This is a genomic window from Simplicispira piscis, from assembly GCF_054783455.1.
On record NZ_BAAGQN010000014.1, the window covers coordinates 157,376 to 183,521 of the forward strand.

The 26,146-nt window shown below is 63.1% G+C and carries 27 protein-coding genes and 2 tRNA genes; 19 read left to right on the forward strand and 10 right to left on the reverse strand.

Features of this window, described 5'->3' with window-relative positions; all coding sequences use genetic code 11:
* Positions 1-54 precede the first annotated feature (54 nt).
* The 11 genes from ACYVOC_RS09300 (at position 55) to ACYVOC_RS09350 (ending at position 9,234) form a co-directional block, all read left to right on the forward strand.
* On the forward strand, positions 55-1,350 hold the full coding sequence (locus ACYVOC_RS09300; RefSeq protein WP_461161621.1) for a hypothetical protein: 1,296 nt from the start codon (positions 55-57) through the stop codon (positions 1,348-1,350).
* A gap of 187 nt (positions 1,351-1,537) precedes the next feature.
* Positions 1,538-1,795 carry a hypothetical protein gene (locus ACYVOC_RS09305; protein ID WP_461161622.1) on the forward strand — a complete coding sequence of 86 codons (258 nt, stop codon included), beginning with the start codon at positions 1,538-1,540 and terminating at the stop codon, positions 1,793-1,795.
* Positions 1,796-2,134 (forward strand): hypothetical protein, encoded by a 339-nt coding sequence (locus tag ACYVOC_RS09310; protein ID WP_461161623.1) that lies wholly within the window; start codon positions 1,796-1,798, stop codon positions 2,132-2,134.
* Complete coding sequence (locus ACYVOC_RS09315) at positions 2,134-2,601, forward strand: hypothetical protein (protein ID WP_461161624.1); 468 nt, start codon at positions 2,134-2,136, stop codon at positions 2,599-2,601. The genes ACYVOC_RS09310 and ACYVOC_RS09315 overlap by 1 nt, the downstream gene beginning before the upstream one ends.
* 113 nt (positions 2,602-2,714) lie before the next feature.
* Positions 2,715-3,191, forward strand: coding sequence for a hypothetical protein (locus ACYVOC_RS09320; protein ID WP_461161625.1), 477 nt, complete (start codon positions 2,715-2,717; stop codon positions 3,189-3,191).
* A gap of 49 nt (positions 3,192-3,240) precedes the next feature.
* The gene (locus ACYVOC_RS09325) at positions 3,241-3,804 is read left to right on the forward strand and encodes a hypothetical protein (protein ID WP_461161626.1); all 564 of its coding nucleotides are present in this window, start codon (positions 3,241-3,243) and stop codon (positions 3,802-3,804) included.
* A gap of 266 nt (positions 3,805-4,070) precedes the next feature.
* Positions 4,071-4,277, forward strand: coding sequence for a helix-turn-helix transcriptional regulator (locus tag ACYVOC_RS09330; protein WP_461161627.1), 207 nt, complete (start codon positions 4,071-4,073; stop codon positions 4,275-4,277).
* Positions 4,270-4,830: a hypothetical protein gene (locus ACYVOC_RS09335; RefSeq protein WP_461161628.1), complete on the forward strand. Its 561-nt coding sequence runs from the start codon at positions 4,270-4,272 to the stop codon at positions 4,828-4,830. Before ACYVOC_RS09330 ends, ACYVOC_RS09335 begins: the two co-directional genes overlap by 8 nt.
* A 3-nt stretch (positions 4,831-4,833) precedes the next feature.
* Entirely contained in the window at positions 4,834-6,681 is a 1,848-nt protein-coding gene (locus ACYVOC_RS09340; RefSeq protein ID WP_461161629.1) for a hypothetical protein, read from the forward strand.
* Positions 6,671-8,860, forward strand: coding sequence for a hypothetical protein (locus ACYVOC_RS09345; protein ID WP_461161630.1), 2,190 nt, complete (start codon positions 6,671-6,673; stop codon positions 8,858-8,860). The genes ACYVOC_RS09340 and ACYVOC_RS09345 overlap by 11 nt, the downstream gene beginning before the upstream one ends.
* The gene (locus tag ACYVOC_RS09350) at positions 8,857-9,234 is read left to right on the forward strand and encodes a hypothetical protein (protein WP_461161631.1); all 378 of its coding nucleotides are present in this window, start codon (positions 8,857-8,859) and stop codon (positions 9,232-9,234) included. Before ACYVOC_RS09345 ends, ACYVOC_RS09350 begins: the two co-directional genes overlap by 4 nt.
* Position 9,235: 1 nt before the next feature.
* Here the strand turns inward: ACYVOC_RS09350 and ACYVOC_RS09355 are convergent, their stop codons facing one another.
* Entirely contained in the window at positions 9,236-10,072 is an 837-nt protein-coding gene (locus ACYVOC_RS09355) for a KilA-N domain-containing protein (RefSeq protein ID WP_461161632.1), read from the reverse strand.
* A gap of 351 nt (positions 10,073-10,423) precedes the next feature.
* On the opposite strand from ACYVOC_RS09355, the gene ACYVOC_RS09360 reads away from it, so the two are divergent.
* Genes ACYVOC_RS09360 through ACYVOC_RS09375 form a run of 4 tightly spaced genes read left to right on the forward strand, consistent with a single transcriptional unit; the run spans position 10,424 to position 12,225 of the window.
* Positions 10,424-10,675 carry a hypothetical protein gene (locus ACYVOC_RS09360; protein ID WP_461161633.1) on the forward strand — a complete coding sequence of 84 codons (252 nt, stop codon included), beginning with the start codon at positions 10,424-10,426 and terminating at the stop codon, positions 10,673-10,675.
* A gap of 3 nt (positions 10,676-10,678) precedes the next feature.
* Positions 10,679-11,014, forward strand: a complete 336-nt coding sequence (locus tag ACYVOC_RS09365) for a hypothetical protein (RefSeq protein WP_461161634.1) — start codon at positions 10,679-10,681, stop codon at positions 11,012-11,014.
* On the forward strand, positions 11,011-11,367 hold the full coding sequence (locus ACYVOC_RS09370) for a hypothetical protein (protein ID WP_461161635.1): 357 nt from the start codon (positions 11,011-11,013) through the stop codon (positions 11,365-11,367). The genes ACYVOC_RS09365 and ACYVOC_RS09370 overlap by 4 nt, the downstream gene beginning before the upstream one ends.
* A gap of 3 nt (positions 11,368-11,370) precedes the next feature.
* Positions 11,371-12,225 carry a hypothetical protein gene (locus tag ACYVOC_RS09375; RefSeq protein WP_461161636.1) on the forward strand — a complete coding sequence of 285 codons (855 nt, stop codon included), beginning with the start codon at positions 11,371-11,373 and terminating at the stop codon, positions 12,223-12,225.
* Between the two features lie 204 nt (positions 12,226-12,429).
* On the opposite strand, the gene ACYVOC_RS09380 is transcribed toward ACYVOC_RS09375, so the two are convergent.
* From ACYVOC_RS09380 to uvrC, 7 genes are all read right to left on the reverse strand, one after another.
* Positions 12,430-12,505: transfer RNA gene (locus ACYVOC_RS09380), tRNA-His, on the reverse strand.
* 49 nt (positions 12,506-12,554) lie between these two features.
* Entirely contained in the window at positions 12,555-14,474 is a 1,920-nt protein-coding gene (locus tag ACYVOC_RS09385; protein ID WP_116003357.1) for a SurA N-terminal domain-containing protein, read from the reverse strand.
* A 57-nt stretch (positions 14,475-14,531) separates the two neighbouring features.
* Positions 14,532-14,607: transfer RNA gene (locus ACYVOC_RS09390), tRNA-Val, on the reverse strand.
* 16 nt (positions 14,608-14,623) lie between these two features.
* Positions 14,624-14,896: an HU family DNA-binding protein gene (locus ACYVOC_RS09395; protein ID WP_116003356.1), complete on the reverse strand. Its 273-nt coding sequence runs from the start codon at positions 14,894-14,896 to the stop codon at positions 14,624-14,626.
* A 284-nt stretch (positions 14,897-15,180) separates the two neighbouring features.
* The gene (locus ACYVOC_RS09400) at positions 15,181-16,266 is read right to left on the reverse strand and encodes a tartrate dehydrogenase (RefSeq protein ID WP_116003355.1); all 1,086 of its coding nucleotides are present in this window, start codon (positions 16,264-16,266) and stop codon (positions 15,181-15,183) included.
* Between the two features lie 122 nt (positions 16,267-16,388).
* Positions 16,389-16,955, reverse strand: a complete 567-nt coding sequence (gene pgsA, locus ACYVOC_RS09405) for a CDP-diacylglycerol--glycerol-3-phosphate 3-phosphatidyltransferase (RefSeq protein ID WP_116003354.1) — start codon at positions 16,953-16,955, stop codon at positions 16,389-16,391.
* Between the two features lie 53 nt (positions 16,956-17,008).
* Positions 17,009-18,949: an excinuclease ABC subunit UvrC gene (uvrC, locus tag ACYVOC_RS09410; RefSeq protein WP_461161637.1), complete on the reverse strand. Its 1,941-nt coding sequence runs from the start codon at positions 18,947-18,949 to the stop codon at positions 17,009-17,011.
* A gap of 113 nt (positions 18,950-19,062) precedes the next feature.
* Between uvrC and earP the strand changes: the two genes are divergently transcribed.
* Positions 19,063-20,169, forward strand: coding sequence for an elongation factor P maturation arginine rhamnosyltransferase EarP (earP, locus tag ACYVOC_RS09415; RefSeq protein ID WP_461161638.1), 1,107 nt, complete (start codon positions 19,063-19,065; stop codon positions 20,167-20,169).
* 140 nt (positions 20,170-20,309) lie between these two features.
* On the forward strand, positions 20,310-20,864 hold the full coding sequence (efp, locus tag ACYVOC_RS09420; RefSeq protein ID WP_116003352.1) for an elongation factor P: 555 nt from the start codon (positions 20,310-20,312) through the stop codon (positions 20,862-20,864).
* Between the two features lie 385 nt (positions 20,865-21,249).
* On the opposite strand, the gene rimO is transcribed toward efp, so the two are convergent.
* Together rimO and phaR are read right to left on the reverse strand one after the other, a co-directional pair.
* Entirely contained in the window at positions 21,250-22,641 is a 1,392-nt protein-coding gene (rimO, locus tag ACYVOC_RS09425; protein ID WP_461161639.1) for a 30S ribosomal protein S12 methylthiotransferase RimO, read from the reverse strand.
* Between the two features lie 33 nt (positions 22,642-22,674).
* On the reverse strand, positions 22,675-23,232 hold the full coding sequence (phaR, locus tag ACYVOC_RS09430; RefSeq protein WP_461161640.1) for a polyhydroxyalkanoate synthesis repressor PhaR: 558 nt from the start codon (positions 23,230-23,232) through the stop codon (positions 22,675-22,677).
* Between the two features lie 202 nt (positions 23,233-23,434).
* Between phaR and ACYVOC_RS09435 the strand changes: the two genes are divergently transcribed.
* Both ACYVOC_RS09435 and ACYVOC_RS09440 read left to right on the forward strand, forming a co-directional pair.
* Positions 23,435-24,865 (forward strand): bifunctional enoyl-CoA hydratase/phosphate acetyltransferase, encoded by a 1,431-nt coding sequence (locus tag ACYVOC_RS09435; protein ID WP_461161641.1) that lies wholly within the window; start codon positions 23,435-23,437, stop codon positions 24,863-24,865.
* Positions 24,866-24,881: 16 nt separating this feature from the next.
* The gene (locus ACYVOC_RS09440; RefSeq protein WP_461161642.1) at positions 24,882-26,069 is read left to right on the forward strand and encodes an acetate/propionate family kinase; all 1,188 of its coding nucleotides are present in this window, start codon (positions 24,882-24,884) and stop codon (positions 26,067-26,069) included.
* Positions 26,070-26,146: the final 77 nt, after the last annotated feature.

Consider the following 26,146-nt stretch of genomic DNA (forward strand, 5'->3'; position numbering starts at 1 on the left):
CTCCCGCCGGCCTGCTGGGGCTCCTATCGAGGGAGCAGCATTCGGGAGGATGCTTTGAACGTCATCGTCACTATTGAAGGCAAAGAGGCCATACCGGTTCGTGCGATACCGCTGCTGACAGATTGGGAAGTCCTGTCTCCCGATGCTTGCGCCCGCATTTTCTCCGGTGACGACACTTTGCAATACTTCAAGGGCATGAGCGCGCATCGTCTAAATCCTAATGGCGGTCATCAGGTCATGGAACAGCGCGAATGGGCGAACTGGATAGCTCGGAAGTTGCGCGCTTGCAGTGAAAGGATTAAAGCCGCGCAGGCTTTGCACGAGTCTGGCTATCAGCAATGGCGGCAGGAATCTTTGGCGCTGCTGCCCGCCGGTGCATTTGTATGGCGTGAAGCCTTTGAGGCTGCGCACAAACGAGAGTACGGACCGAACAGCAAGCGTGCAAGGGTCAACCGTGACACCTTCAACCCCACGGACTGCGAACTGAACTACGACCCGCAACATGGGCCATGCGAGAACTGGCGCGAGTTGGTCATGGAGGGGTTTGAACGGTTGATACCAGCCCAGCGTCAAGCCGAGCCAGACACGATAGGCATTGCCCAGCTTGCGCAGCGTTTGGATATGAGGCCGCAGCAGGTGATTGAACTGGCAAAAAAGGGAAGCCTTGGGTTGTATTTCATGCTATCCAATGGCGCTATCGCAGACCTGCCAAATCCAAGTCCGGGACAGCAATTGCATATGCGGGCGTATAGCGGCCACCTGCGTGCAAATGAAGCCACGCTGCAAGAGCTTTATCTTCATGGCAAAGCGGAAGATGTCCGAGAGGCGTACACCCGCGATGGAAAACGGGTGCATGCATTGCCGCCTCCAACGAGAGAGTCTTGTTTGCGGGGTGTGCCGCTGACCCATCCTCTCGTGATTGAAGTTGCGGACCTGTACGCCTTAACCGCGGAAGTTGACGCGCTAGAAGGAGTGCGTGGGGCTAGTGCACCAAGCGGGTGGTCACTCCCCCCGTCCCGGGCCACAGCACCTGTACAGCCCGAGGGCGCGCCACTACCACTGACAACCGGCGATATTGCGTTTTGCTTTAACGGCATCCGGTGGGACGAAAAGCAGTGGCGGAAGCCGCTTGGCGACAAACCAAATTGGCTGAAAAGCTGCGTTGCAATTCCCGGACAGCGAGGCGTGAGCGAGACACGGTGGAACCCGGTAAAGATTGCCGCTTCGCTGGTGAACAACGGGCACACACAGGCCCGAATTGTGCGTGCGAGGTTCCAGAAACAACCCCTGTTACTGCCGTGGCTGGACGCATGGAAAACCTTCGAAGCGGACTATCTCGACGGCGATTAACATCGTGAGAACCCCGGGGGCGAACCCCGGAAATTTGGGGGCCACATACCGCAAACCCGCATGAATGCTTGATTCCAGAACCCCGGGGGCGTTCGGAAACATTCGGGGTTTTCGCAATTGCACCATCGCCAGCCCGGATGCCTTGCATATCGCAAGCCCGCGCCGCTGGGATGGAAAGCAAACCGCGATGCAAGCGACCACGCACGGCGCCGATACCCGCCGCGCTGTATCTGAGTCCCAGCAGTTCCCCCCGCTGGAACTGGTGAACCGCCCCACGGTTCCCACCGAGCAGGCCGCGCACTACCTGAACCGCCGCCCGCAAACCCTTCGCGGCTGGGCTTGCGCCGAAACCTTCCCTGCTGGCCTGCGCCCCGTGCGCATCCATGGCCGCCTGGGCTGGCCAGTGGCGGGCATCCGCGCTGCACTGGGCATGGAGGGCGCGTAAATGAAAACGCCCGAGCCTTCCACAGAAAACCCGAGCGCCCCGAACAAGCGCGAGTTTACCGGCACAGACAACCCACGTCACTTGCGCGCAATTGCCGCACTACTGCGCCGCCCCATGCCACGCGAGAGCCTGGATACCGAAGCGGGATGCAGCAATGGCCCCGAGTTGGTGGCCGAACTGCGCCGCCGTGGCCTGGAACTGCCCTGCGAGCGAATCAACTTTGTCGACCGCGACGGCTTCATTTGCCGCCCTGGCGTCTATTTCCTGACTACCACAGACCGCCGCAAGGTGCGCCAGTGGCAGGCCCGCCGCATGAAGCCTGGCGCGGAGGGCTGCTGATGGCCAACGGGCGAAGCAAGGGCAGCAAAGCCAGTTCAGGGCGGGATGCAGGGGGCTTTGTCGCCTTGCCGTGGTCCGTACTGGATTGCCCGGCATTTGCCCGTCTGAGCCACCCGGCGCGCGCCCTGCTGCTGGAGTTCGCACGTCAGTTCGTCCGAGACAACAACGGGCGTTTGCTGGCGTCTGGCGCATACCTGGCCGCGCGTGGCTGGAAAAGCGCCGATGTCATCACTCGCGCAAAGCGCGAACTGCTGGAGGCTGGATTCATTCACGAAACCGTCAAAGGTCACCGGCCAAACAAGGCCAGTTGGTTTGCCATCACCTGGCAGGCCCTCGACCGCTTGCCCGGCTACGACCCAGGGGCAGCCGAGAGCTTCCAGCGTGGCGCCTACCGGCAAGGCCCTGCCATCAAAAACGCGACCCTTACACCGTCTCACGGTGTAGGGAAGGCCGCGCCTACACCGTGAGACGGTGCTATCAGGCCCGTTTCTGGTGCCCGCTCTACACCGTCTCACGGAAACCATCTAGAGAAGCCATCTGCATCCGCATTTGGCCCGACCCATTGAAAGGCATCACCACCATGACCACCAAACTGACCCACCACCACCTGACCATCGAAGAAGTGAAGGACGAACACGGCCCGGCAATCATGCTGACCCAGCAGGACGGGATTGAAGAACCGCAGTCGGTACTGCTTCACCCCTGGCAACTGCGCGCAGTCTGTGAACAGTTCAACATCCTCACCAGCGACCGGCAGGCCGCAAAGACCATCGCCACCTTGCAGCACCGCATGGAGGGCCTGCGCGAGCGCATCGACGACCTGACCTGCTGGATGGCAAAGCACAGCGACCACGAGCACGCCGACCTGACGTATGAGATGACGCAGCTCCGGGCACTGCGTGACCTGGCAGACGAGTGGTGCGCAGACTTCGAGGAAGGCTTGCCCGAAGGCTTTGGCGAAGGCCCGCAGCCGCAGACCGCGCCGCCCGAGTGCACCAGTGCACCAGTGCACCCGCTGCCCAAGCTTCATTGCTTTGATGAGCACGCACAAGCCTGAGCACCTGGGCAGATGACACGCCCACCCACACACCCGAAGGAACAACACAATGACCACCACCAATTCCCAACGCATTACCCGTTTGATGGCAGCCCATGAAGCCATGGTCCCGTACTGGAAAGATGGCGCTTTCAATGACGCCCCGGCCGCCCTGGCGAGTGAATACGCCGACGCACTCCTGGGTGCGCCTGCCAGCTACTGGGACGCGGTTGACCGCCTGGACCCCAGCGTAGGCCCGGCGATGATTGCCTGGGCGCAGGGCTACATCGAGCGCCGCGACTACCCGGAGTTCTTCGCCATGCTGACCGAGATTGGCCGCATCCGCGATGAGCAGGGGGAGGAAGCTGCGGCAGCACCGGAGCATACCGAGCTGCTCATGAAGATGATGCACGCCGCCCCGCCGCGCTACTTGGGCGAGGCGGAGGCCATCGCGGCCGAAGCGCTGCCGACCGCAACCCACGTTGATGAGCATGGCCGGCCCGTGTACAGCGCCCAGCAGATTGCCGACACGCTGGGTGTGTCCGTAGAGGCCATCGAGGCGGGCATCCAGCACATGGAGGACGTGGGTTTCTCGGATGGCCTGCACAACAGACCGGTGCATCCGATTCAGTGAGGCCTCCCCCGCACCACCCAGCCCGCCGCCGTGCGGGCTTTTTGTTGGGCCGAGTGCGCCCGGACCTGTCAAAACCTGACATCAGAACCTAAAAAAACCTGAAGTTTTCTGAAGCTCGCCCGCACCCGTGGGAGCAGTACGCGCGCACGCGCGAGGCCCAGGGCTGCGAACACCTCAGAAAACCTCATATCACGGGTTCCGCCCGCGCGGGACGCTGCCCAGTATGGGGTTGAGCCAAAACCCGCCAATTCAGGACGATAGAGGACATGAAGCCTGAAACGCTACGTCCATCTTCGGTGGCGGCCCGGTACGACCTGAGCCGCCGCACCATCGCGCGCCGCATGCGTGATGACCCCGACTTCCCCCAACCCATCCGCGTGAGCAAACGCCTGGTGCTTTTCAAGTGCTCTGAGCTTGACGCCTATTTCGACGGCAAGCGCACGCCCGCCCCCAAGGAGAAATCTCGTGTCTGAAGAAAACATTTCCACCCTTGAACGTCGCTGGCAGGCAGACGAGGAACGCCATCGGCTGGGCGGTGCCATTTCGCTGGGTCTTTCGCCGCGTCCTGTGCAGAGAGCCACGGAGCGCGCCAAGGCCGAGCGCCTGGAAGCCGCCCGCACCCTGCCCGATGCCCTGTTTCTGGAAGATGCCCAGGCGCAGGCCCTGCATGCCACCCATGAGGCCCGCCTGGCAGTCAGCGCCAACCAGACCACTATCCGCCGCTGGCTGATGGAGGAACGCGAGCGCCTGACCGCGCAAATCGGCGCGGCTGAGAAGGCTCTGGCCTGGGCAGCTCTCACGGACGGAGCCCAGCAGGATGGCGGCTTCGCGCTGGCCCGTGCCGAGCTGGCTGCTCTGGAGTCGGGCAAGGCGCTGGTGTCGGTCATCGATTCCGCGCTGGCGCTGCTGGCCCTGCCGCCCAATGCGAATCACCACGTTTCGACTGAAGTGGACCGCGCCCGCCGAGCCCTGAGCGAGCGCCTTTTTGAATTGAAGCTGTCCCACATCGACGGCGCGAAGGAGTAAGCAATGCGCGGATTTCAATCCCCAGCCAAGAGCCCCGCAAAGGCCCGAGGCTTCCGCCCCGCCATGACAGCCGCCCTGGCACAGGCGCAGAACCAGGCCCCTGACAGCGTCCATGCCATGGTGAAGCCCGGGGAGTTCGTGCTCCCGCCTGACACCGTAAACGCGATGGGCGGCGCGCAAGCGCTGCAGGGTGTGGTGAACGCCACGCACACGCCCGCGCGCGGCTTCGCACCGAAGGCCAAGCCGGAGGAACCGCGCCAGTTCTTCGCCAATGGTGGCCTGGTCGAGGACGAGAACCCCAAGCGCCCCAACAGCTTCGGCGACGCGGCGGCAGCAGCGCGGGATGCCGGTGTCACCCAGGTGGGCGGCTTGGCCAATGACGGCGGCGCCAGCGCGAACCGCATTGCGCAGGTGCCAGCACCCATTGGCACACAGCCAGGACGCACCCCCGAGCCCGCTGCACAACCGGCAACGGGGCCGGGCGCCACGTCGGCAGTGCGCGGGTTCGCGCCTGCTGGGATTGCAGCACAGCCAGCCGCCGAAGACCGCGCGGGTGCTGGCGCTGGTCGTGGCTTCGTCAACCCTTCCAGCGCAGCGCCACAGGAACGCGGGATTGTGGGCGCCAAGCCCGGCACGCCCGAGGCCAGCCAGGTGATGGCAGGCGTCTACCGCAGCGGCAACAGCTATTCCGATTCAGCGCAGGGTGCCGTGGACGGCGCCACGCCGCGCGGCCTGCCATCGGCTCAGAACATGGCCGCCGCCTATGGGCTTGCAGCACGCCAGCAGCAGGAGTCCATGGGCCGCATCGAGGCACGCGGCTTTGCCCCCGGCGGCTTCGCGCCACAGGCAGTGCAGGCGCCCCAGGTGCTGCACAGCGGCAACTCCTGGCAGGCGCGCAACGACCTGCGCAACGCCATGGTGTCGGCTACTTCCATCACCAACGACGGCGGGAAATGGGACAAGCACGGCAAGGGCGTTGTCTCGCCAGAGCGAGCCTATGCCATGGAGCTTGCCAAGACCGATGCAGCCCTGCGCGGCGCGCAGCCCGGCGTGGACGCAGCCGCCATGCGCGAGAACGCAGGCATCCAGCGCGAGGGCATGCAACAGGCTGGAGAAACCCAGCGCAGCCGCTTGCAGCAGGCCCTTGCCGACATCCGCGAACGCCGCACGGCCCAGCACCAGGACAACCAGGACGGCATCGCCCGCCAGCGTCTCGCAATCGACGCAGCGCGCCTGAGCCGGGATGGTGCGCCCTCTGGCTACCGCCCCAAGGCTGACGGCACCGGACTGGAGTACATCCCGGGCGGGCCGGCCGACCCGAACACCCCCAAGGGCCGCAACAACCTGAACGACACCCAGGCCAAGGCGCTGCAGTTTGGCGCGCGCATGCAGCAGTCGGGCCAGAACCTTGACGCACTGGCGAACAGCGGGGTGACGCGCCCGGGCGACATCAAGAGCGCCGCCGATGTTGTCGGGCTGGGTGGCGTGATGAACTGGACACAGAGCCCCAAACAGCAGCAGGTTGAGCAGTCGCAGCGTGATTTCGTGAATGCCGTACTGCGCCGCGAATCGGGGGCTGCCATCAGCAATAGCGAGTTCGACAACGCACGCCGCCAGTATTTCCCGCAGATTGGCGATGACGACAAGGTGATTGAACAGAAGCGCCGCAACCGCGAACTTGCCACCCGGGGCGTGCTGGCCGAAGTGCCCGACAGCGAAAAGCGTGTGCAGCAGGTGACGGCCGCCGGCCAGCCCACCCAACAGCCACAGCGCGCCGTCAGCCGCACCGGCACCATCAACGGCCGCAAGGTCGTGCAGTACAGCGACGGGAGCATCAGCTATGCAGATTGACGCCAGCAAAGTGACCTGGGATGACGCCCAGCCGGGCACGCCTGGCCAGCCCGCCCAGCCCGCCACCAGTGCGGGTATCGACGCCAGCAAGGTGCAATGGGATGCGCCCGAGGCGGCCAGCCCAGCGGTATCCACTCCGGTATCCACGGAAACTGCCCCCGGCATCGCTCAGCGCGTGGTGGACGGCGGTAAGGAGCTGGCCCGGCAGGTGGGCCTGACGGCGCGCTATGGCCTGGAGGGCCTGGGCCAGGCGGCCGAGATTGTCACGGAGCCGGTGCGCAACCTGGTCACAGACCCGGCCATGCGCGCCATTGGGCAGCCCGAAGGCAAGCCCATGGGAAAGACCATGGAAGGTATTGCCGACACCATCGGCCTACCCAAGCCCGCGAACGAGACGGAGCGCGTTGTGGGCGATGCCGCCCGCTTCATGGCTGGCGGTGCGGGCATGGCCGGGGCTGCGCGCCAAGTGGCGCGGGTGGCCGCCCCGGGCACGCTCCAAGCTGCGGCCGAACTGATGGCCGCCAACCCTGGAACACAGATTGCCAGCGCTGCCGGGGCTGGCGCTGGCGCTGGTATTGCGCGTGAAGCCGGAGGGAGCGAGGGCATGCAGTTGGCTGCGGGCCTGGCCGGTGGGATTGCGGCGGGCAGCGCGGTTCCGGCGGTGCGCAGCGGCTTGCAGTGGGCTGGGAAGCTGCTGCCCGGCCGCGCGCAACAGGTAGAGCAGCAGATTCAGCAGGCCCTGGGAACTGCCGGGGTGAACTGGCAGGATGTGCCCGAGCGCATCCGGCAGGCCGTGCGTGCAGATGCTGAGAGCGCCATGGGCGCGGGCCAGTCTCTCGATGCTGGCGCGCTGGCCCGGCTGGTGGACTTCCAGCGCGTGGGAGCCACGCCTACCCGTGGCACGCTGACCCTGGACCCGGCGCAAATCACCCGCGAACAGAATCTTGCGCGCATGGGCATCAACTCCACCGACACCGGTTTGCACGGGCTGGCGAAGGTGCAGAACGAGAACAATGCCGCGCTGATTACTGCGATGAACCGGCTCGGGGCCGGGGCTGCAGACGACGCGCATTCGGTAGGCGCGCGGACCATCGGCGCCCTGCAGCGGGGGCTGGATGCCGACAAGGCCGCCATAGGTGACCTTTACAGCCAGGCCCGAGACAGCGCGGGGCGCTCCTTCCCGCTGGATGGGCACACCTTCACCACCACGGCCAGCAAGCTACTGGATGACGCCTTGCTGGGCGGTGCCCTGCCGCCATCGGTGCAGCAGCACATGAACCGCATTGCCGCTGGCGAAGTACCGTTCACGGTGGACTATGCCGAGCAGCTCAAAACCGCCATGTGCAAGCTGCAGCGGGCCACGAACGACGGACAGACCCGCATGGCGCTGGGGCTGGTGCGCCAGGCATTGGACGACGCCCCTGTCATGGAGCTGGGGCGCGCTGGACCTGCTGCAGGCGCCCGCGCCCTGGGCGGTGCACAGCCGTATGCCGGCGGCGTGGAACTGGGCGAGCAGGCGCTGGGAGCATTCAGCCGCGCCCGACTGGCGAACCGCGACATGATGCAGCGCGTGGAGCGCATCCCCGGCTTGAAGGCGGTGTACGAGGGCAGCGCCGCGCCGGATGACTTCGTTCAAAAGTACGTCATCAGCCGCAACGCGAAGGCGGCGGACACCGGGCGGATGGCCGACGAACTGCGCCGCAGCGACCCCACCACACTGGAGGCCGTGCGCGGCGGCATCGCCAGTCACCTGAAGGCTGCCGCCATCGGTGCGGCATCCGACGAGACGGGCAAGTTCAGCGCCAGCGGCTACAACCGGGCGTTGCTGGCGCTGGGGCCGCGCAAGCTGGCGCAGTTCTTCGACAAGGAGGAAATCGCCCAGCTCAAGGCCGTAGGCAAGGTGGCGCAGTACACCACGGTGCAGCCTGTGGGCTCTGCCGTGAACAACAGCAACTCTTCAGCTCTGCTGATGGGCCGGGGGCTGGACTTCCTCGACCGCATGGCCGCCAAGTTGCCGCTTCTGGGGATTGGCCCCACGGTGTCCACGGTCACGCGGGCGCAGCAGCAGCGGCAGGCGCAGAACATCGGCCCGGCCCTTGCGCGCCGCGCTGCCCAGGACGCCGGCCGCCTGCCAGGTGCGACGTTCGGTACCCTGATGACTCTGGAGGGTGGCCAATGACAGCGCCAGCACCGACAAGCACCCAGCGCATCTACGACGCCGTGTGCGAGTTGCACGCCTTGGAGCAGGTGGCCACCCGGGAAACGGTGGCTGAGCTGACGGGCCTGAAACAGAGCATCGTGGATGACCGGCTGCGCGCCCTGCTGGATGACGGCCGGGTCAAGGGGGTGCTGCGCGGCGTGTACGTGCCCGTGGAGGTCCACCCGCCCGCGCGCAGCATCAGCAAGACCGTGCTGACGGATGGGACGGTGAAGATTGAGATCGGCGACGATGTGCTGACCCTGACGCCGCGCGAGGACCGGGCGCTGGCGATGCTGCAGGCCGGGGCTGTCATGCAGGTGCTGGGGATTGCCACGGGCAGGGCCGCTATCTGATTCAGCTCAGAAGAGGGCCACCCCGCAAAGGAGGCAGACTGGGGTTCGACAGAAGCGACTGGAGTTGAGCGCGAGCCAGACCATTGAGCATTTGAAGGCGCTGCGACTGCGGAACACCCTGCTGGATGAGAAGCGCGTTCTGACTTTCAATGCTGGACATCACCACCAACTGCTCCATGGTGGCGTTGTCACGCAAATTGCCTTTGGCGTTAGGATTCGCACGTTTCCACTCTGCAGCGGTCACGCCGAAAAGCGCCTTGTTCAGGACATCCGCCTCACTGGCATAGACAAAACCAGCCTCTTTTTGTGTGAGCTGCGATGGGATAAGGTGCTGCTGTACGGCATCCGTATGTACCCGATATTGAACCTTCGACAGGGTCCGGCGCACATCCCAGTCCAATCCACGCTCGGCTTCTGCTTGCTTGAACCGCTGGAACTCGGTAATCAGGTACAGCTTGAATTCTGGACTGAGCCAGGAGCCGAACTCAAAAGCGATGTCTTTGTGTGCAAAGGTGCCGCCGTAGCGCCCGGCTTTGGCGACGATACCAACGCCGCGCACATCTTCGGCCCACCTCTTAACCGAGAGCCGGAACCGGTTCGTACCGGCATCCAATCTAATTCTGTCGAATTCGACGGAATTAAAACCAGGGTTGTTCAGGCGCTCCCATACACCAAGGAATTCAATGGTGTCCTTCGACCGAAGCCACGAATCAATCAGCGATGGCCCGGCCTCGAACTTCGAGGCCATGTCCGTCAGGCTGATGTAGTCCTCTTCCCCCTTTGTGGTCAGGTGAATCTCTACACCCTGAACTGTCAAGCTCTTGTCACCAGTGGCCATGCGCACTCCTTGCTGTATGGCCCATTTTACGAGTCCCACCAAGCCAGCCCCGCGCGGGCTTTTTCATGCCTGGGGCTTGCCCCCCCTCCAGGGCCAGGCCAATCTCCGCATGAGCCCTTGCTCCACTGCGAAATCTTGGGCTACACTGCCCCCAAGCCGAAAGGCCCGGTGCTTGAAAACACCAAACCAGCAGAGGTAGCAGCCCCCACCTTTAAGCGGGGTTTTGTCACGTCCCAATTTTCGGGAGCTGGTCCGCCAGCACCCCCATGGTTTCGGGCGGGATGGGCTTACCCGCAAGGATGGCCGCACGTCTGCTGGCGTGTTTTCAACATCCCGTCCACCCCGCTGCGCTTGAAAACGCGAACGGTGGTTTTTATTGGTTCACCTGCAGGAATCAAGACCATAACCGCAATCACGGAGCGCAAATCCGCGCCCACCCAGTCCACCCCGGACACCATTCCCACCATCAACCTGACCGCCGTTCTCGCAGCCTTCAACGCCTGCAACCTGGCGTCCTGCTACATCGAGCGCGGCAACTTCGCCGCCGCCCGGCGCAAGCTGGCCCAGGCCCTGGCGTCCGTCAACCAACTGGCGGAGGGCTGAGTCATGACCCATCCGAAGAAAGCCGCCCAGGCAGGCGTGAGCGTGCCCGACGAATCGGCGCCCATCGACCTGCACCGCCTGTATCAACAGCAGGCCGCGTGCGGCTACACCCGCGACCTGCTGTTGAGCTGCAGCACCGTGCAAGGCATCACGGCCCGATTGCGCGGCATCAGTGCCATCACGGCGGTGCTCATCGCAGCAGACGACAGTGAATCCCTGTGCCTGGGTGCGTGGTTGAGCGCTGGCCTGATTGAGGCCGTGCACGCCCTGGCGTCCGATGCCCACTGCGACATCGAGCGCATCAACAATCGTGCCGCGAAGGAAGGGTGTGCAGCATGACCACCATCAACGCCGCAGAGCTGGTAACGCTGACGGAGCAACGCCCAAAGACCACACCCCCTTTGGTCACCACGCCCATCGGCAAGAGCTGGGAGGGAGCACCGAACACAAACCGGGAGGCCCGCCGCCTTGTGAATGAGGTTCGAGCCTGGGCGCAGAAGTTCGACGCCCCAGATGCCCGCGCCCTGGCCGTTGCGATGGATGACATGGAGCGCCTTTTTGTGCGCGTGTGGACGGAGATTGACGAGAGCTTGCTGTGTTTGAGTTTGGCGGAAGCATCGAAATGTCCCGAGCGTGCCGCCGAGCTTCGAGCCCAGGCAGCCGAGTACCTGAAACGCTGGCTGAACGGCTGACCCATGGCGAACGGTCGCAACAAGCTGCGCCGGGGCGATGCGGGCCGGGACGCGGGCGGGTTCGTGGCCCTGCCTTGGGTGGTGCTGGACTCGCCCGCCTATCTACGCCTGTCCATGCACGCCCGTGCCCTGCTGCTGGAGGTGGCGAGGCAGTTCACGCGGGACAACAACGGCTGGCTGCAGCTGTCGCGGGCCTACATGGCAGGCCGGGGCTGGAACTCGACTGACATGCTGACCAAGGCCAAGCGGGAACTGCTGGACGCCGGGTTCATCTTCGAGACGGTGAAGGGCCAGCGCCCGAACAAGGCAGCCCGATATGCGGTGACATGGCGAGCACTTGACCGGCATCCGGGCTATGACGTGGGCAGCATGGAGGGGTTCCAGCGGGGCGCGTACCGCCATGGCGTCCCGGCGCAGGACGCTGCAAAAATTACTCCGCTTGTACCGCCCCACGGTACAGAGAAAAACGCATCCCTTGTACCGTCCCACGGTCCAATAGAGCGCCCCATAGTACCGCCCCACGGTACAGAGAAGGCCGCTCCTGTACCGCCCCACGGTACTATCCGGGGTGTTTTTGGTGCTCTCTCTGTACCGCCACACGGACACCATCTAGAGAACCATCTACCGGCAAGCGCAGCGAAGGATGTTCAGGCTGTTGAAGGGGTGCAGGAGACGCGGGCGAACATCGGGCAGGATGGCGACAGCGCCAGCCGGAAGCGCGAGGCAGCATCACGACCCACCAGCCCCAGGCGAAGGCCGAAGCCGCTGGTACGAAAAGAAGCGGTACGCAGCACGGTACGCACGGAACCGGCTGCACAGATGGAATTGCTGCTACCCATCGGCTGCTCCATGGGCTGATGCCCGGCCGCTGGTGCCACCGCACACACACCAGCCGATACGGAAAATCCCGTATCGCTCAGAGCCCCCAGCCCCCGCCCGTGGGGCTTTTTCTTTGCTGGCGCTTGGTGCTGCATTTGGCCAACTTGCCTACAGATTGCCTACAAGCAACGGAAAACAAAAAACCCCGCTATCTTTTAAATAGCGGGGTTTCCTTTGTTTACTTGGGGTGGCTGATGGGGCTCGAACCCACGACAACAGGAATCACAATCCTGGACTCTACCAACTGAGCTACAGCCACCGTAGCTTTAAATTATAACCTGTAAATAGATGCCTTCCGCACTAGTACATCATTTTTCGGCGCCAGCCGGTGCCGGGCGTGGCACCTTGACCTGCGCTTTGTAGCGCTGCTTGAGCGTTTCATAGTAGGCAAGGCCTTCGGCCTCCGACCACCACTGTACGTATTGCTGGTGGCGCTGCGCATTGACTTGCGGCTCGGGCGTGACCTGGGGCAGTACGCGGTTGACCTTGGCTACCACGTAGCCCATGTCGCCCATGTCCACACCGGTCCATGCAGGCAGTTCGTCCGCACGAACGCTCAAAACGGCATCCACCACCGCACGTGGCTGGTTTTGGGGCTGGTCACGCGCGACCACAGTCGGTGCGGAAAGGCCCGTTGCGCTGCCGGCCTTCTCTGCCCACGCTGCGCGCTTGGATTCACCTTCCTTGCGCGCCAGTTCTGCAGATTTTTCGGCGACATAACGCTGGCGTACCTGGGTTTGCACTTCATCGAACGCCAGTGTGCGCGCTGGGGTGTACTCCGTAACCCGGCCTGCAACCATCTGGCTAGGGCCAAACTCCACGGCTTCGGTGTTGCGCTTGTTCTCCAGAGAATCCGACGAGAACAGGGCCTCCAGGAATTTGGGGTTGGCCAAGGCACCCGCGACTCCGAGCGCTGGCGTGCGTACCACGCCCTTAGCGGTCTGGATCTTCAGCTTCAGTTTGTCCGCCACAGGCTGTAGGCTATCGGACTGCTCATAGACCGTATTGGTGAAAGACTCGGCCACCTCAGCAAACTTGCGTTGCGCCTGCTGCTGCTTCAACTCGGCTTCCATGCTCGGACGCAATTCGTCGAAAGTGGGGGTGCGCGGTGCTTTGATGTCCGTCAGTTGGATGACGTGGTACCCGAAATCGCTCTCCACCACATCGCTGATGTCACCTTTATTCAAGGCAAAAGCGGCATCTTCAAAGGGCTTGACCATAGCGCCCCGTGCAAAGAAGCCCAGGTCACCACCTTGTGTGGCCGACCCCGAATCCTGGGAATTCTTTTTGGCCAAATCAGCGAAGGCGCCAGGGGTCTTGCGCGCCTGCTCGAGCAATTCGGTGGCGCGTGCGCGGGCCTTTTCGCGCTCAGCCGCTGGGGCATCCTTGCCCGCAGTAATCAAGATGTGGCTGGCACGGCGCTCTTCTTTGCCGGCCATGCGCGCCGCGTTTTCCTTGTAGTAGGTGCGCAGGTCGTCTTCGTTGAGCACCATGCCGGCGCGCAGACTCTCGAGGTCTAGCACTACATACTCCACCGTGGCCTGCTCGGCCTGCTGGAACTGGTCGGAGTGCTCCTTGTAGTAGGCCTGCAATTGCTCGCCGGAGGGTTTGACCTGGCCGGCGAAATCGGCTGGCTTGAACCATGCCACCTGGATCTCGCGCTGCTGGAACAGCGGGCCGATGGCTGCATTGGTTTGCGCATCCGTGGCAAAACTGGTGCTCATGACCCCACCGAGCACCTGGCTCACGGCCAGGTCACGCCGCATGGTGGCTTCAAAGCCTTCCGGTGTCATGCCCTGGGTGGCGACCAGGGCACGATAACCTTCGCTGTCCAAGGAACCATCGGGCTTGCGCAGCGCCGCGATTTGCGGAATTTCCTGCAGGCTGCGAGCCAGACGGGCGTCACTGGTCGCCAGGTGCATCTTCTGCGCAGCGATTTGCAGGACGCGATCCCGCACCATGCGCTCCAACGTGGCATAGCGCGCCTCAGGTGAATCGAGCAGCTTGGCATCCATCGTGGGCTGCTGCGACCGCATGCGATCCGACTCCATTTTGTGGGCGGAATCCCATTCCGCTTGCGTGATGTCATGGCCATCAACACGGGCAACTACCGGGCTGCTGCCGGAGAAGTAGCTACTGTCGATACCGACAAGCACGAACGAGGGAATGATCAGCAAGAACAGCAAGAACATAGCGATCTTGGTGTGCTTGCGGATGGATTCAAACATGGTCAATCTTTCTGTGACATAAAACAAAAGGCGAACTTTCGTTCGCCTTTGCATCGGTGGTGGGTGCTGACGGGTTCGAACCGCCGACCTACGCCTTGTAAGGGCGCCGCTCTACCAACTGAGCTAAGCACCCCACCGTTAACTTGCCATCAGTTCAAGGCATCCTTCAATGCCTTACCTGGACGGAACTTCGGAACTTTAGCAGCCTTGATTTTAATCGCATCGCCCGTACGGGGATTGCGACCCGTGCGCGCGGCACGCTTGCCCACGGCAAAGGTGCCAAAACCGACGAGTGAAACAGTACCGCCCTTTTTCAGCGTCTTCTTCACGGCTTCGATCGTGGCCTCCAGTGCCCGCGCAGCCGCAGCCTTGGAGATATCGGCATTGTTCGCAATATGCTCAATCAGTTCGGTTTTGTTCACAAGAAGCCTCTCGGGAAAAATGGTTGGATTGTCTCTGGATGGTCTGGTCACCATACGCCAATGGGCTCTTAAGCGGCATTGTGGTGGCGAATGATTGACTGGTGGGCACAGCAGGCGCCGCCGTGTCAGATTAAAGCCATCGACTCTCCGGGTGTCAATACAAGGGGCCGGAATGCAACGGCGTTGCGGGCAATTCTAGACGCATTTATGGCACCCATTGCCCTTGCGTGCGTTTTTTGACACCTCTGCCACGCTTGGCATCTTTACGGATTGACAACGCGCTTTCACAGTGCATTGGCAATGGCGCGCCCCAGATCCTGCGTGGACGCCCGACCACCCAGGTCCGGTGTTCGGGGGCCGTCCGCACGGGGATCCAGTACGGTTTCGATGGCGGCCAGGATCGCATCGTGCGCGGCCCGGTAACCCAGAAAGTCGAGCATGAGCGCTCCACACCAGATCTGGCCAATGGGATTGGCAATGCCCTGGCCCGCAATGTCCGGCGCTGAGCCATGCACAGGCTCAAAAAGCGAAGGGAACAAACGGTCTGGATTGAGGTTGGCGCTGGGCGCAATGCCAATCGTGCCGGTGCAGGCGGGCCCCAGGTCCGACAGGATGTCGCCAAACAGGTTGCTGGCCACCACCACATCAAACTGATCGGGCCGCTGCACGAAGTGCGCCGTCAGAATGTCGATGTGGAACTTGTCCACCCGTACTTCAGGGTAGTGCCGCGCCATCTCGGCCACACGCTCGTCCCAGTAGGGCATGGTGATGGCGATACCGTTGGACTTGGTGGCACTGGTCAGGTGTTTTTTCGGGCGCGCTTGCGCCAGATCAAACGCATAGCGGAGCACGCGGTCCACGCCATGGCGGGTCATCACGGTTTCCTGCAGAACGATCTCTCGCGGGGTGCCCTCGAACATGCGCCCGCCAATGCTGGAATATTCGCCTTCGGTGTTTTCACGCACGATGAGCATATCGATCTCACCTGGCAGGCGCGCACTGCCGTCTCGCCGCACCACAGGTGCCGTGATGCCCGGCATGAGGCGGGCCGGGCGCAGGTTCACGTACTGGTCGAACTCGCGCCTGAACAGCAACAGAGAGCCCCACAGCGAGATGTGATCCGGGATTTTCTCGGGCCAGCCTACGGCGCCAAAGTAGATGGCATCGTGGCCGCCGATCTGCGCCTTCCAATCGTCGGGCAGCATCTTGCCGTGGCGTTCAAAATAATCCCAACTGGCGAAGTCGAAATGGTCGAATCGCAGGTCGATGCCCTGTTTGCGGGCCACGGCGTCGAGCACCCGCAGGCCCTCGGGAACGACCTCTTTGCCAATACCATCTCCGGCCACAACGGCAATGCGGTGCGTGGGCATGGAATACTCCTCTATTGATAGCTGCTTGCGCTTATCCATCAAGCGCTCAAGGCTGATTTCGCTTTAAAACTGTTGAGAACTGAGCGGAGCAACCCAGCCAAGGGCGCTTTCAGCCGCGTTGACTACTTCACGCGGGCGCGGATTTCCGGCAAGGCCTTTTGCAGGTAATACACCATGGACCACACCGTGAGCACTGCCGCAATCCAGATCAGCCAGGTGCCCCAAACGCCGGTGTCGATGCGCTCGAACACGCGCCCGTCGTAGAGCAAGAAGGGGATGGCCACCATCTGCACCGTGGTCTTGAGTTTGCCCAGCATGTGCACGGCCACGCTCCTGCTGGCACCGATTTGTGCCATCCATTCGCGCAGGGCCGAGATGGCAATTTCGCGCCCGATGATGATGAGCGCCACGAACACATCGGTCCGCTGCAGGTGCACCAGCACCAGCAGCGAGGCGCAGACAAGGAACTTGTCGGCCACGGGATCGAGAAAGGCGCCGAAGGCCGAAGTCTGGTTGAGTTTGCGGGCCAAAAAACCATCGAGCCAGTCGGTGGCTGCGAACACCACGAACATCACCGTGGCGATGAGGTTGCGCATCGCCGGGTCCAGTGGCAGGTAGAACACCCCCACGATCAAAGGTATCGCGACGATGCGCGTCCAGGTCATGATGGTGGGAATGGTCCAGAACATGGCTGCGATTGTGTCATGCCCCAGCGCCCTTGGCGTCAGGCATTGCGGCCTTGTCAGCGCAGCGCGCGGTAAATCTCTTCGGCCAGCTCGTGCGAGATTCCGTCTACCGTGGCCAGGTCGGCTACGCTGGCCTCGGCCACGCCGCGCACGCCACCAAAGCGCTGCAGCAGGCGCGCACGTTTTTTCGGCCCGATGCCGGGAATATCCTCCAGCCGACTGCCGCCCACCCGCACCTTGGCGCGCGCTGCGCGCATGCCAGTGATGGCAAAGCGGTGCGCTTCGTCGCGGATCTGCGCGACGAGCATCAGCGCAGCGGAATCCTTGCCCAGGTACACCTTCTCGCGCCCGTCGGCAAACACCAGTTCTTCCAGGCCGATCTTGCGGCCTTCGCCTTTTTCTACGCCAACGATGCGCGTGACATCCAGCCCCAGGGCGGTGAACACCTCGCGCGCCATGGACACCTGGCCCTTGCCGCCATCGACCAGCACCAGGTCGGGCAAGCGTGCCTGCGCCCCCGTGGGCTCGGCGCCGCCCGCTTCGCGCTGCGCCTCGGCCACCTTGCTGTAGCGGCGTTCGAGCACCTGGCGCATCGCAGCGTAGTCATCCCCGCCGGTAATGCCCTCGATCTTGTACCGGCGGTATTCGCTGCCCTGCATCTTGTGGTGATGGAACACCACGCACGAGGCTTGGGTTGACTCGCCCGCCGTGTGCGAGATGTCGAAACATTCGATGGTGAGCTGGTCCAGATCTTCCCCCGGCAGGTCCAGCGCCTCGGCCAGCGCCCGGGTGCGGGCCTGTTGCGAGCCTTCCTCGGCCAACAGCCGGGCCAGCTGCAGCTCGGCATTCTTTTCCGCCATGTCCAGCCACGCACGGCGCTGCGCCCTGGGCTGGTGCACCGCTCCCACCTGCACGCCGCATTGCTCCGACAAGGCCTGCAGCAGCCCTTTGTCCACCGCCTCGGTGGTCACCAACACCGGCGGCACCGGCACCCCGATGTAGTGCTGCGCAATAAATGCATGCAGCACCAGGGCTTCCACCGGACGGTCTGGCGTGGCGGCGTCTTCGGCCTCGAAAACAGCGGCGGCATCTTCCACATGCACGGGAAAATAGGCCCGGTCGCCCAGGTGCCGCCCGCCGCGCACCATCGCCAGGTTCACGCACGCGCGGCCCCCTTGCACCTTCACGGCCAGGATGTCCACGTCCTTGTCGGAGACGGTTTCGATGGACTGCTGGTGCAGTACACGCGCCAGTGCCGTGATCTGGTTGCGCAGTTCGGCCGCCTGCTCAAACTCGAGACGTTCGGCGTGCGCCATCATGCGCGACTCCAGCGTCTGCAACAGCGCCTGTGTTTCGCCGCGCAAAAGCGCCTCGGCGTGCGCCACGTCCTGCGCATAGGCTTCGGGCGAGACCAGACCCACACACGGGGCCGTGCAGCGCTTGATTTGATACAGCAGGCAGGGCCGGGTCCGATTGGCAAACACCGTGTCTTCGCAAGTACGCAGGCGAAACACCTTTTGCAGCAGCTGGATGGTTTCCTTGACAGCCCAGGCACTGGGGTACGGCCCGAAATAGCGGTGCCGCCGGTCGATGGCGCCCCGGTAATAGGCCATGCGGGGAAACTGCTGGCCCGGCGCATTGCCCTGGCCATCCTTGGAAGCCACGCCCGTGATCTTCAGGTAGGGATAGCTCTTGTCGTCGCGGAACAGGATGTTGTACCGGGGATTCAACGACTTGATGAGGTTGTTCTCCAGCAGCAGCGCCTCGGCCTCGGAGCGCACCACGGTGGTCTCCATGCGCACGATCTTGCCCACCATGTGGCCGATGCGCGTGCCGCCATGGGTTTTCTGGAAATAGCTGGACACCCGTTTTTTCAGATTGCGCGCCTTGCCCACGTAAAGAAGCGCGTCCTCGGCGTCGAAATAGCGATAGACGCCGGGCAGCGGAGGCAGCGCGGCCACCTGGGCCAGCAGTTCGTCGGAATGCAGATCGGACATCGCGCCTATTGTGGCGCCACACAAGGCGCCACCCTGGCCACGGGGGTACTTCACCAACCCCCACCCACCTGCGCCGCGCCTGCGGTACGACAATGCCCCGACAATGCGCCCCTATGCCACCTCTGTACTGGGACATTTTTTGCCAAGTCATCGATAACCACGGCGATATTGGCGTGTGCTGGCGACTGGCCAGCCAGCTCGCCGGCCACGGCCACGCCGTGCGCCTGTGGGTGGACGATGCATCTGCCTTGGAGTGGATGGCACCCGCTGGCGCACCAGGCGTGGAACTGCGCGACTGGGCCAGCCCGCTTGGAACCAGCGACGCCGCGCCCGACGTGCTGGTGGAGGCCTTTGGTTGCGACATTCGACCGGATTTCATCGCAGCCTGCGCAGACCGAGTCAGCGCTGGCGCCCGCAAACCCGTATGGATCAACCTGGAATACCTCTCGGCCGAAAACTGGGTGCCACGCCACCACACCCTGCCCAGCCCGGTAATGCAGGGCCCCGCAGTCGGCTGGACCAAGTGGTTTTTTTATCCGGGCTTCACCCCTGACTCTGGGGGGCTGCTGCGCGAGCCCGGTCTGCTGGAGCGCCAGGCACGCTTTGACGTGCAGGCATGGCGCAGCCAGCACTCTGGCGCCCCGATCGATGCGAAGGAACACTGGATTTCGCTGTTCTGCTACGAGCCGGCTGCCCTGCCCGCCCTGCTGGCACAGAGCACGAAACAACCGACACACCTGCTGGTCACCCCTGGCCGCGCGGCCCAGGCCACGCGTATGGCCTTGCCGAAGGCTTTGAATGAAACAAGCCACCAGGGCTTACCCATCAAGCGCAATAAGCTATCAATTTCATACCTTCCATACTGCACCCAAGCAGCCTTTGACGAAATGCTCTGGGCCAGCGACCTCAATTGCGTACGCGGCGAAGACTCGTTGGTGCGTGCGCTGTGGGCAGGGCGCCCGCTGGTCTGGCAGATCTACCCCCAGCACGACAACGCGCACCACGACAAACTGCACGCCTTTCTGGACTGGCTGCAGGCTCCCGCCTCGCTGCGGCAGTTCCATGCCGCTTGGAACGCAATCGGCGATGCGCCGCTGGTTTTGCCAGACGCATCCACGCTGACGGAATGGGCCCTGTGCGTGCAGTCCGCGCGGGCCCGCTTACTGGAGCAAGACGACCTGGTGACGCAAATTTTGGGGTTCGTTTACGAAAAACGGTAAAATCCAAGGCTTTGCGCAAAATGCTGTGATCCACTGGCACAGCGACCCTCGCGCATTCCCGCCGCGGAACATGCGTCGGCACAGCAGTCCATCGGGCTGCAGGCCTGCGCATTGAGCGGCCCCAACCCAGGCAATATGCTATGAAAATCGCTCAAGAAATCCGCGCCGGCAACGTCATCATGCACGGCAAAGACCCCATGGTTGTGCTCAAGACAGAGTACTCGCGCGGCGGCCGCAACTCAGCCACCGTGCGCATGAAGCTCAAGAGCCTGATCGCCAACTTCGGCACCGAAGTCGTGTTCAAGGCCGACGACAAGATGGACCAGGTCATTCTGGACAAGAAGGACTGCACCTACTCCTACTTCGCCGACCCGATGTACGTGTGCATGGACGAAGAGTTCAACCAGTACGAAGTGGAAGCCGAAAACATGGGCGACTCGCTCAATTACCTCGAAGACGGCATGGCCGTGGAAGTGGTGTTCTATGACGGCAAGGCCATCTCGGTCGAACTGCCCACCAGCGTCGAGCGCGAAATCACCTGGACCGAGCCCGCTGTCAAGGGCGACACGTCCGGCAAGGTGCTCAAGCCCGCCAAGATCGCCACCGGCTTTGAAGTGCCCGTGCCCCTGTTCGTCTCGCAAGGCGACAAGATCGAAATCGACACCCGCACGGGCGAATATCGCAAGCGCGTGTAATTATTCTGTTTCCAAATCATTCGTGTCTAGGCGCGAAGCCTACGATCAGTGCTATTGCACGGCAAGGCGAAGCAACAACGACACGGATGGTTTAGAAATGGAATTACACCCTGCGCCCGCCACGGGCGGCAAGAACAAAAAAGGCTTCCCGATGGAAGCCTTTTTTGTGGGCACTGCGCTGATCAGCGCTATGAAAAAATGAGCTAGTAACGCTTTTCATGCAAAGAATTCACTGTTAAAACAGGTCGAAATCCACTGCCATCAAGCGCGACCAGCTCACTTTTTATTCCGTTTCCAAATCATTCGTGTCTAGGCGCGAAGCCGCAGGCAGTGCTGTAGCACGACAAGGCGAAGCAACAACGACACGGGTGATTTAGAAATGGAATTAGATGGGTTGCGCCACCAAGTCGTGGCCTTGCACGCCGACGATGCGGGCCTTGGTGAATTCGCCCACTTTCATGGTCTTGCTGATCTTCTCGGGCGGCAGCAGGCGCACGGTGCCGTCGATCTCGGGCGCATCGGCGTAGCTGCGGCCCACGCCCCCCTTGCGCCCCAGGCCCGGAGCCGAATCCACCAGCACCTGCATGGTCGCGCCCACGCGGCGCTGCAGCTTGGCAATCGAGACCTCCTCGGCCACCGCCATGAAGCGTGCCCGGCGTGCCTCACGCTCCTCCAGTGGCAGCATGCCGGGCAGCTTGTTGGCCTCGGCACCCGTGACGTCGCTGTAGGCAAAGCAACCAGCGCGGTCAATTTGCGCCTCGCGCATGAAGTCCAGCAGGTGCTGAAATTCTTCCTCGGTCTCGCCGGGGAATCCGGCGATGAAGGTGCTGCGGATCACGATGTCGGGACAGGCTTCGCGCCAACGCTGGATGCGCTCCAGGTTCTTCTCGCCGCTGGCCGGACGCTTCATGCGGCGCAGCACATCGGGATGGCTGTGCTGGAAAGGTACGTCCAGGTACGGCAGCACCCGGCCCTGCGCCATGAGCGGGATGATCTCGTCCACGCTCGGGTAGGGATACACGTAATGCAAACGCACCCAGGCGCCATAAGGCTCGGCCATTTCGCCCAGCGACTGCACCAGTTCCAGCAGACGGGTCTTGACCGGTTTGCCGTCCCAGAAGCCGGTGCGGTACTTCACGTCCACGCCATAGGCCGAGGTGTCCTGGCTGATGATCAGCAGCTCTTTCACGCCGCCCTCGAACAGCGCCTTGGCCTCCTTCAGCACGTCGCCAATGGGGCGCGAGACGAGGTCGCCGCGCATCGAGGGGATGATGCAGAAGGTGCAGCGGTGGTTGCAGCCTTCGCTGATCTTGAGGTAGGCGTAGTGGCGCGGCGTGAGCTTGATACCGGCCACGCCCATGGCACCGGGTACCAGGTCGATAAAGGGATCGTGCGGCTTGGGCAGGTTGTGGTGCACGGCATCCATCACCTCCTGCGTGGCCTGCGGGCCGGTCACGGCCAGCACGCTCGGGTGCATCTGCTGCACCATGTTGCCGCCGTCCTTGCCCGCACGCGCACCCAGGCAGCCGGTGACGATGACCTTGCCATTCTCGGCCAGTGCCTCGCCAATGGTGTCCAGGCTTTCCTTGACGGCGTCGTCGATGAAACCGCAGGTATTGACGATAACCAGATCCGCGCCTTCAAACGTCTTGGCGGTCTCGTAGCCCTCTGCGCTGAGCTGGGTGAGGATGAGTTCGGAGTCGGTCAGGTTCTTGGGGCAGCCCAGGCTGACAAAACCGACCTTGGGAATTTTCGTGGGGGAGGAGACTTCAGTCATCCCCGTATTGTCCCAGTATTGCGAAACCAGTGATCAGCGCTTGAGCCCCAGTATGCCCATCATCTGCTCGGTCTGTTTCTGCATCTGTTCCTGCATCTGCGTGAACATGTTGCGCGACTGATCGGCATAACTGCCCATCAGCCCCTGCACCATGGGCGACTGCGCGCCCATGAACTGGGACCACATCTCAGGAGTCACGCTTTGCGATTGTTCCTTCAGGCGGGTCTGCATGTCGGTGAACATTTGCACGTTCTTTTCCAGATAGCTGCCCATGAAGCCCTGCATGGCATGGCCATAGAAGCGGATGATGTTGGCCAGCACGGCCTCGGTGAACATGGGCGCACCGCCCGCCTCTTCTTCCAGAATGATCTGCAGCAGGATGCTGCGCGTGATGTCTTCGCTCGTCTTGGCATCGCGCACCACCACGGGCTCGCTGGCCATCACCAGATTTTTGACTTCCGCCAGGGTGATGTACGAAGAGGTCGTGGTGTCATAGAGGCGCCGATTGGGGTATTTTTTGATGACCCGCTGGGCTTGCTTGGGGGCTGGCGCGGCATTTTGTTCTTGCACTGTGGAGTCTCCTCGGGCCATCGCGCCCATGTATTGCACTGCAGCAGATTTTAGGCGGGTGACTCTATCGCCCCGCGCAGGAATACCCTGACTGCCCCAGCGCTGCGGTGCGGCGCCTCCCGACAGGTGCGCCCGGTTAGGGCATGTGCTCTACCCGACAACGCCGGGCCCTTCGCGCGTCCGTGATACCGTGGCGCCACCTTCCCATTTCGCCCCGATAGCAATGAACCAGATCTCTCCCAGCGAATGGCTGGAAAACGTCACCTACGACGAAATGGTCGTCGGCCAAAGCGCGCGCCTGCTGCGCACCTTGAGCACGAGTGACATCCAGGCTTTTGCCGCCGTCTCGGGCGACACCAACCCGGCCCACCTGGATTCGGCATACGCCAACGACACCCTGTTTCACGGTGTGATTGCCCACGGCATGTGGGGCGGCGCCCTGATTTCGGCTTTGCTGGGCACCAGCTTCCCCGGCCCTGGCACCATCTACGTGTCGCAAGACCTGCACTTCACCCGGCCCGTGCGCATCGGCGACACCCTGACCGTCACCGCCACCGTGGTCAGCAAAGACGACAGCCGCAAGCGGGTGGAACTGGCCTGCCAGGCCATCAACCAGAAGGGGGAAAGCGTGCTGCACGGCATGGCCCAGGTGATTGCACCCACGCAAAAGGTGCGCCTGCCCAAGCCCCAAGCCCCCCAGATCCAGTTGTTCGATCCCCAGGCGCGCTTTCAGGATCTGCTGGCCCTGGGCCAGGGCTTGTCGGCCGAGCGCTGCGCGGTGGTGCACCCCTGCGACACCGATTCGCTGCGCGGCGCCATCGACGCAGCGCAGTACGGCCTCATCATCCCGGTGCTCATCGGCCCGCAGGCGCGCCTGCGCAGCGTGGCCGAAGCGGCGGACATCGACCTGAACGGCATCGAAATCATCAATGTCCCGCACAGCCACGCCGCTGCCCAAAAAGCGGTGGACCTGGCCGCGCTGGGTGATGTGGGCATGCTGATGAAGGGCAGCCTGCACACAGACGAACTGATGCATGCCGTGCTCTCCAGCCCGGCGCTGCGCACCGGGCGGCGCATGTCCCATGTGTTCCGGTTTGACATTCCGCTGTACCCCAAGCCGCTGCTCATCACCGACGCAGCCCTGAACATCCGCCCCAGCCTGGCCGAAAAGGCGGACATCATCCAGAACGCGATCGACTTCGCACGCATTCTGGGGGTGGAGCAACCCAAGGTGGCCATTCTCTCTGCGGTGGAAACGGTCAGCCCCAACATTCCCTCCACCCTGGATGCTGCGGCGCTGTGCAAGATGGCCGACCGCCACCAGATCACGGGTGGCCTGCTGGACGGCCCGCTGGCCTTCGACAACGCCATTTCGGCCCAGGCCGCGCTGATCAAGCAGATTACATCTCCGGTGGCAGGCCAGGCCGACATTCTGGCCGTGCCGGACCTGGAAAGCGGCAACATGCTGGCCAAACAGCTGGAATACCTGGCCGGCGCCACAGGCTCGGGCGTGGTGCTGGGCGCGCGCGTCCCCATTGCGCTGACCAGCCGGGCCGACGGCCCGCTGGCGCGCGTCTCTTCAGCCTTGCTGGCCAAGCTCATCGCCCACCATGGCCGCGAAGCCATGCGCGCCAACCCAAGCAACGCCGCCTGAAGGGGGTTCGCGCACCATGGCTATTCTTGCTGTCAATGCGGGCTCGTCCACGCTCAAGTTTTCGGTCCACCCCCTGCAGGGAAAGCAGGTTCAGCCCGCTGTCCTGACAGGCAGCATCCAGGGGCTGGAGCCGGGCGGCACCCCTGAAATGCGCTGGACGTTGAACGGCGAGCGCGCGCACCGCGCTCTGCCCCCCTCCCAACACAACCCCTTTGGCCAGGCCCTTGAAGCGTTGCGCGAGCTGCTCACGCGCGAGTTGTCGTTGCCGGTGCTTCAGGCCGTGGCGCACCGGGTGGTGCATGGCGGCCAGGATTTCCGCTCCAGCATCATCGTTACGCCCGCCACCCTGGCCGCGCTGGAGCGCCTCAATTCACTGGCGCCGCTGCACCAGCCGCACAACCTGGCAGGCATCCGCTCCTTCAGCCAGACATTTGCCCATCTGCCCCAGGTGGCCTGCTTCGACACCGCCTACCACGCCACCTTGCCTGCGCTGGAGTATTGCTATGCCCTGCCGCAAGCCCTGAGCGCACAAGGCGTTCGGCGCTATGGTTTCCATGGCCTGTCCTACCAGTTCATCATGGGCACGCTGCAACAACACAGCCCGCGTGCCTACGGGCGCACGCTGATGGCCCACCTGGGCAATGGTGCCAGCCTGTGCGCTGCCCTGGAAGGGCGCAGCCTATCGACCACCATGGGTTTTTCGGCACTCGATGGTTTGATGATGGGTACGCGCTGCGGCTCCATCGACCCTGGCGTACTCTTGTATTTGCTGGAACTAGGCTGGAGCCACGACCGCATCCAAGGTTTGCTGTACAAGCAAAGCGGCCTGCTGGGTGTCTCCGGCATCGCCGCCGATATGCGCGCACTGCGCGCCAACAACAGCCCATCGGCCCAGTTTGCCATTGACCTGTTCACGCACCGCATCGTGCGCGGCGCCGGCGAACTCACCGCCAGTATGTCGGGCATGGACGTACTGGCCTTTAGCGGTGGAATCGGAGAAAACGATGCGGTTCTGCGCGCGCAGGTTTGCCACAAACTGGCCTATCTGGGCGTGCGCATGGACGAGACAAGCAATCAGCAAGCGTGCCGCCAGAGTGCCCGGCCCATCCACACCAAAGACAGCACGGTGGAAATCTGGGTGGTACCGACCGACGAAGGCCACGTAGCCGCATCGGAAGCGGCAGCACTGGTCTTGCCAGATTGAAAAAGGAAACGTAAAGCGGAGGCCCACAAGCAAAAAAGCCCTGCATCGTGATGATGCAAGGCTTAGTGCGATCTGTC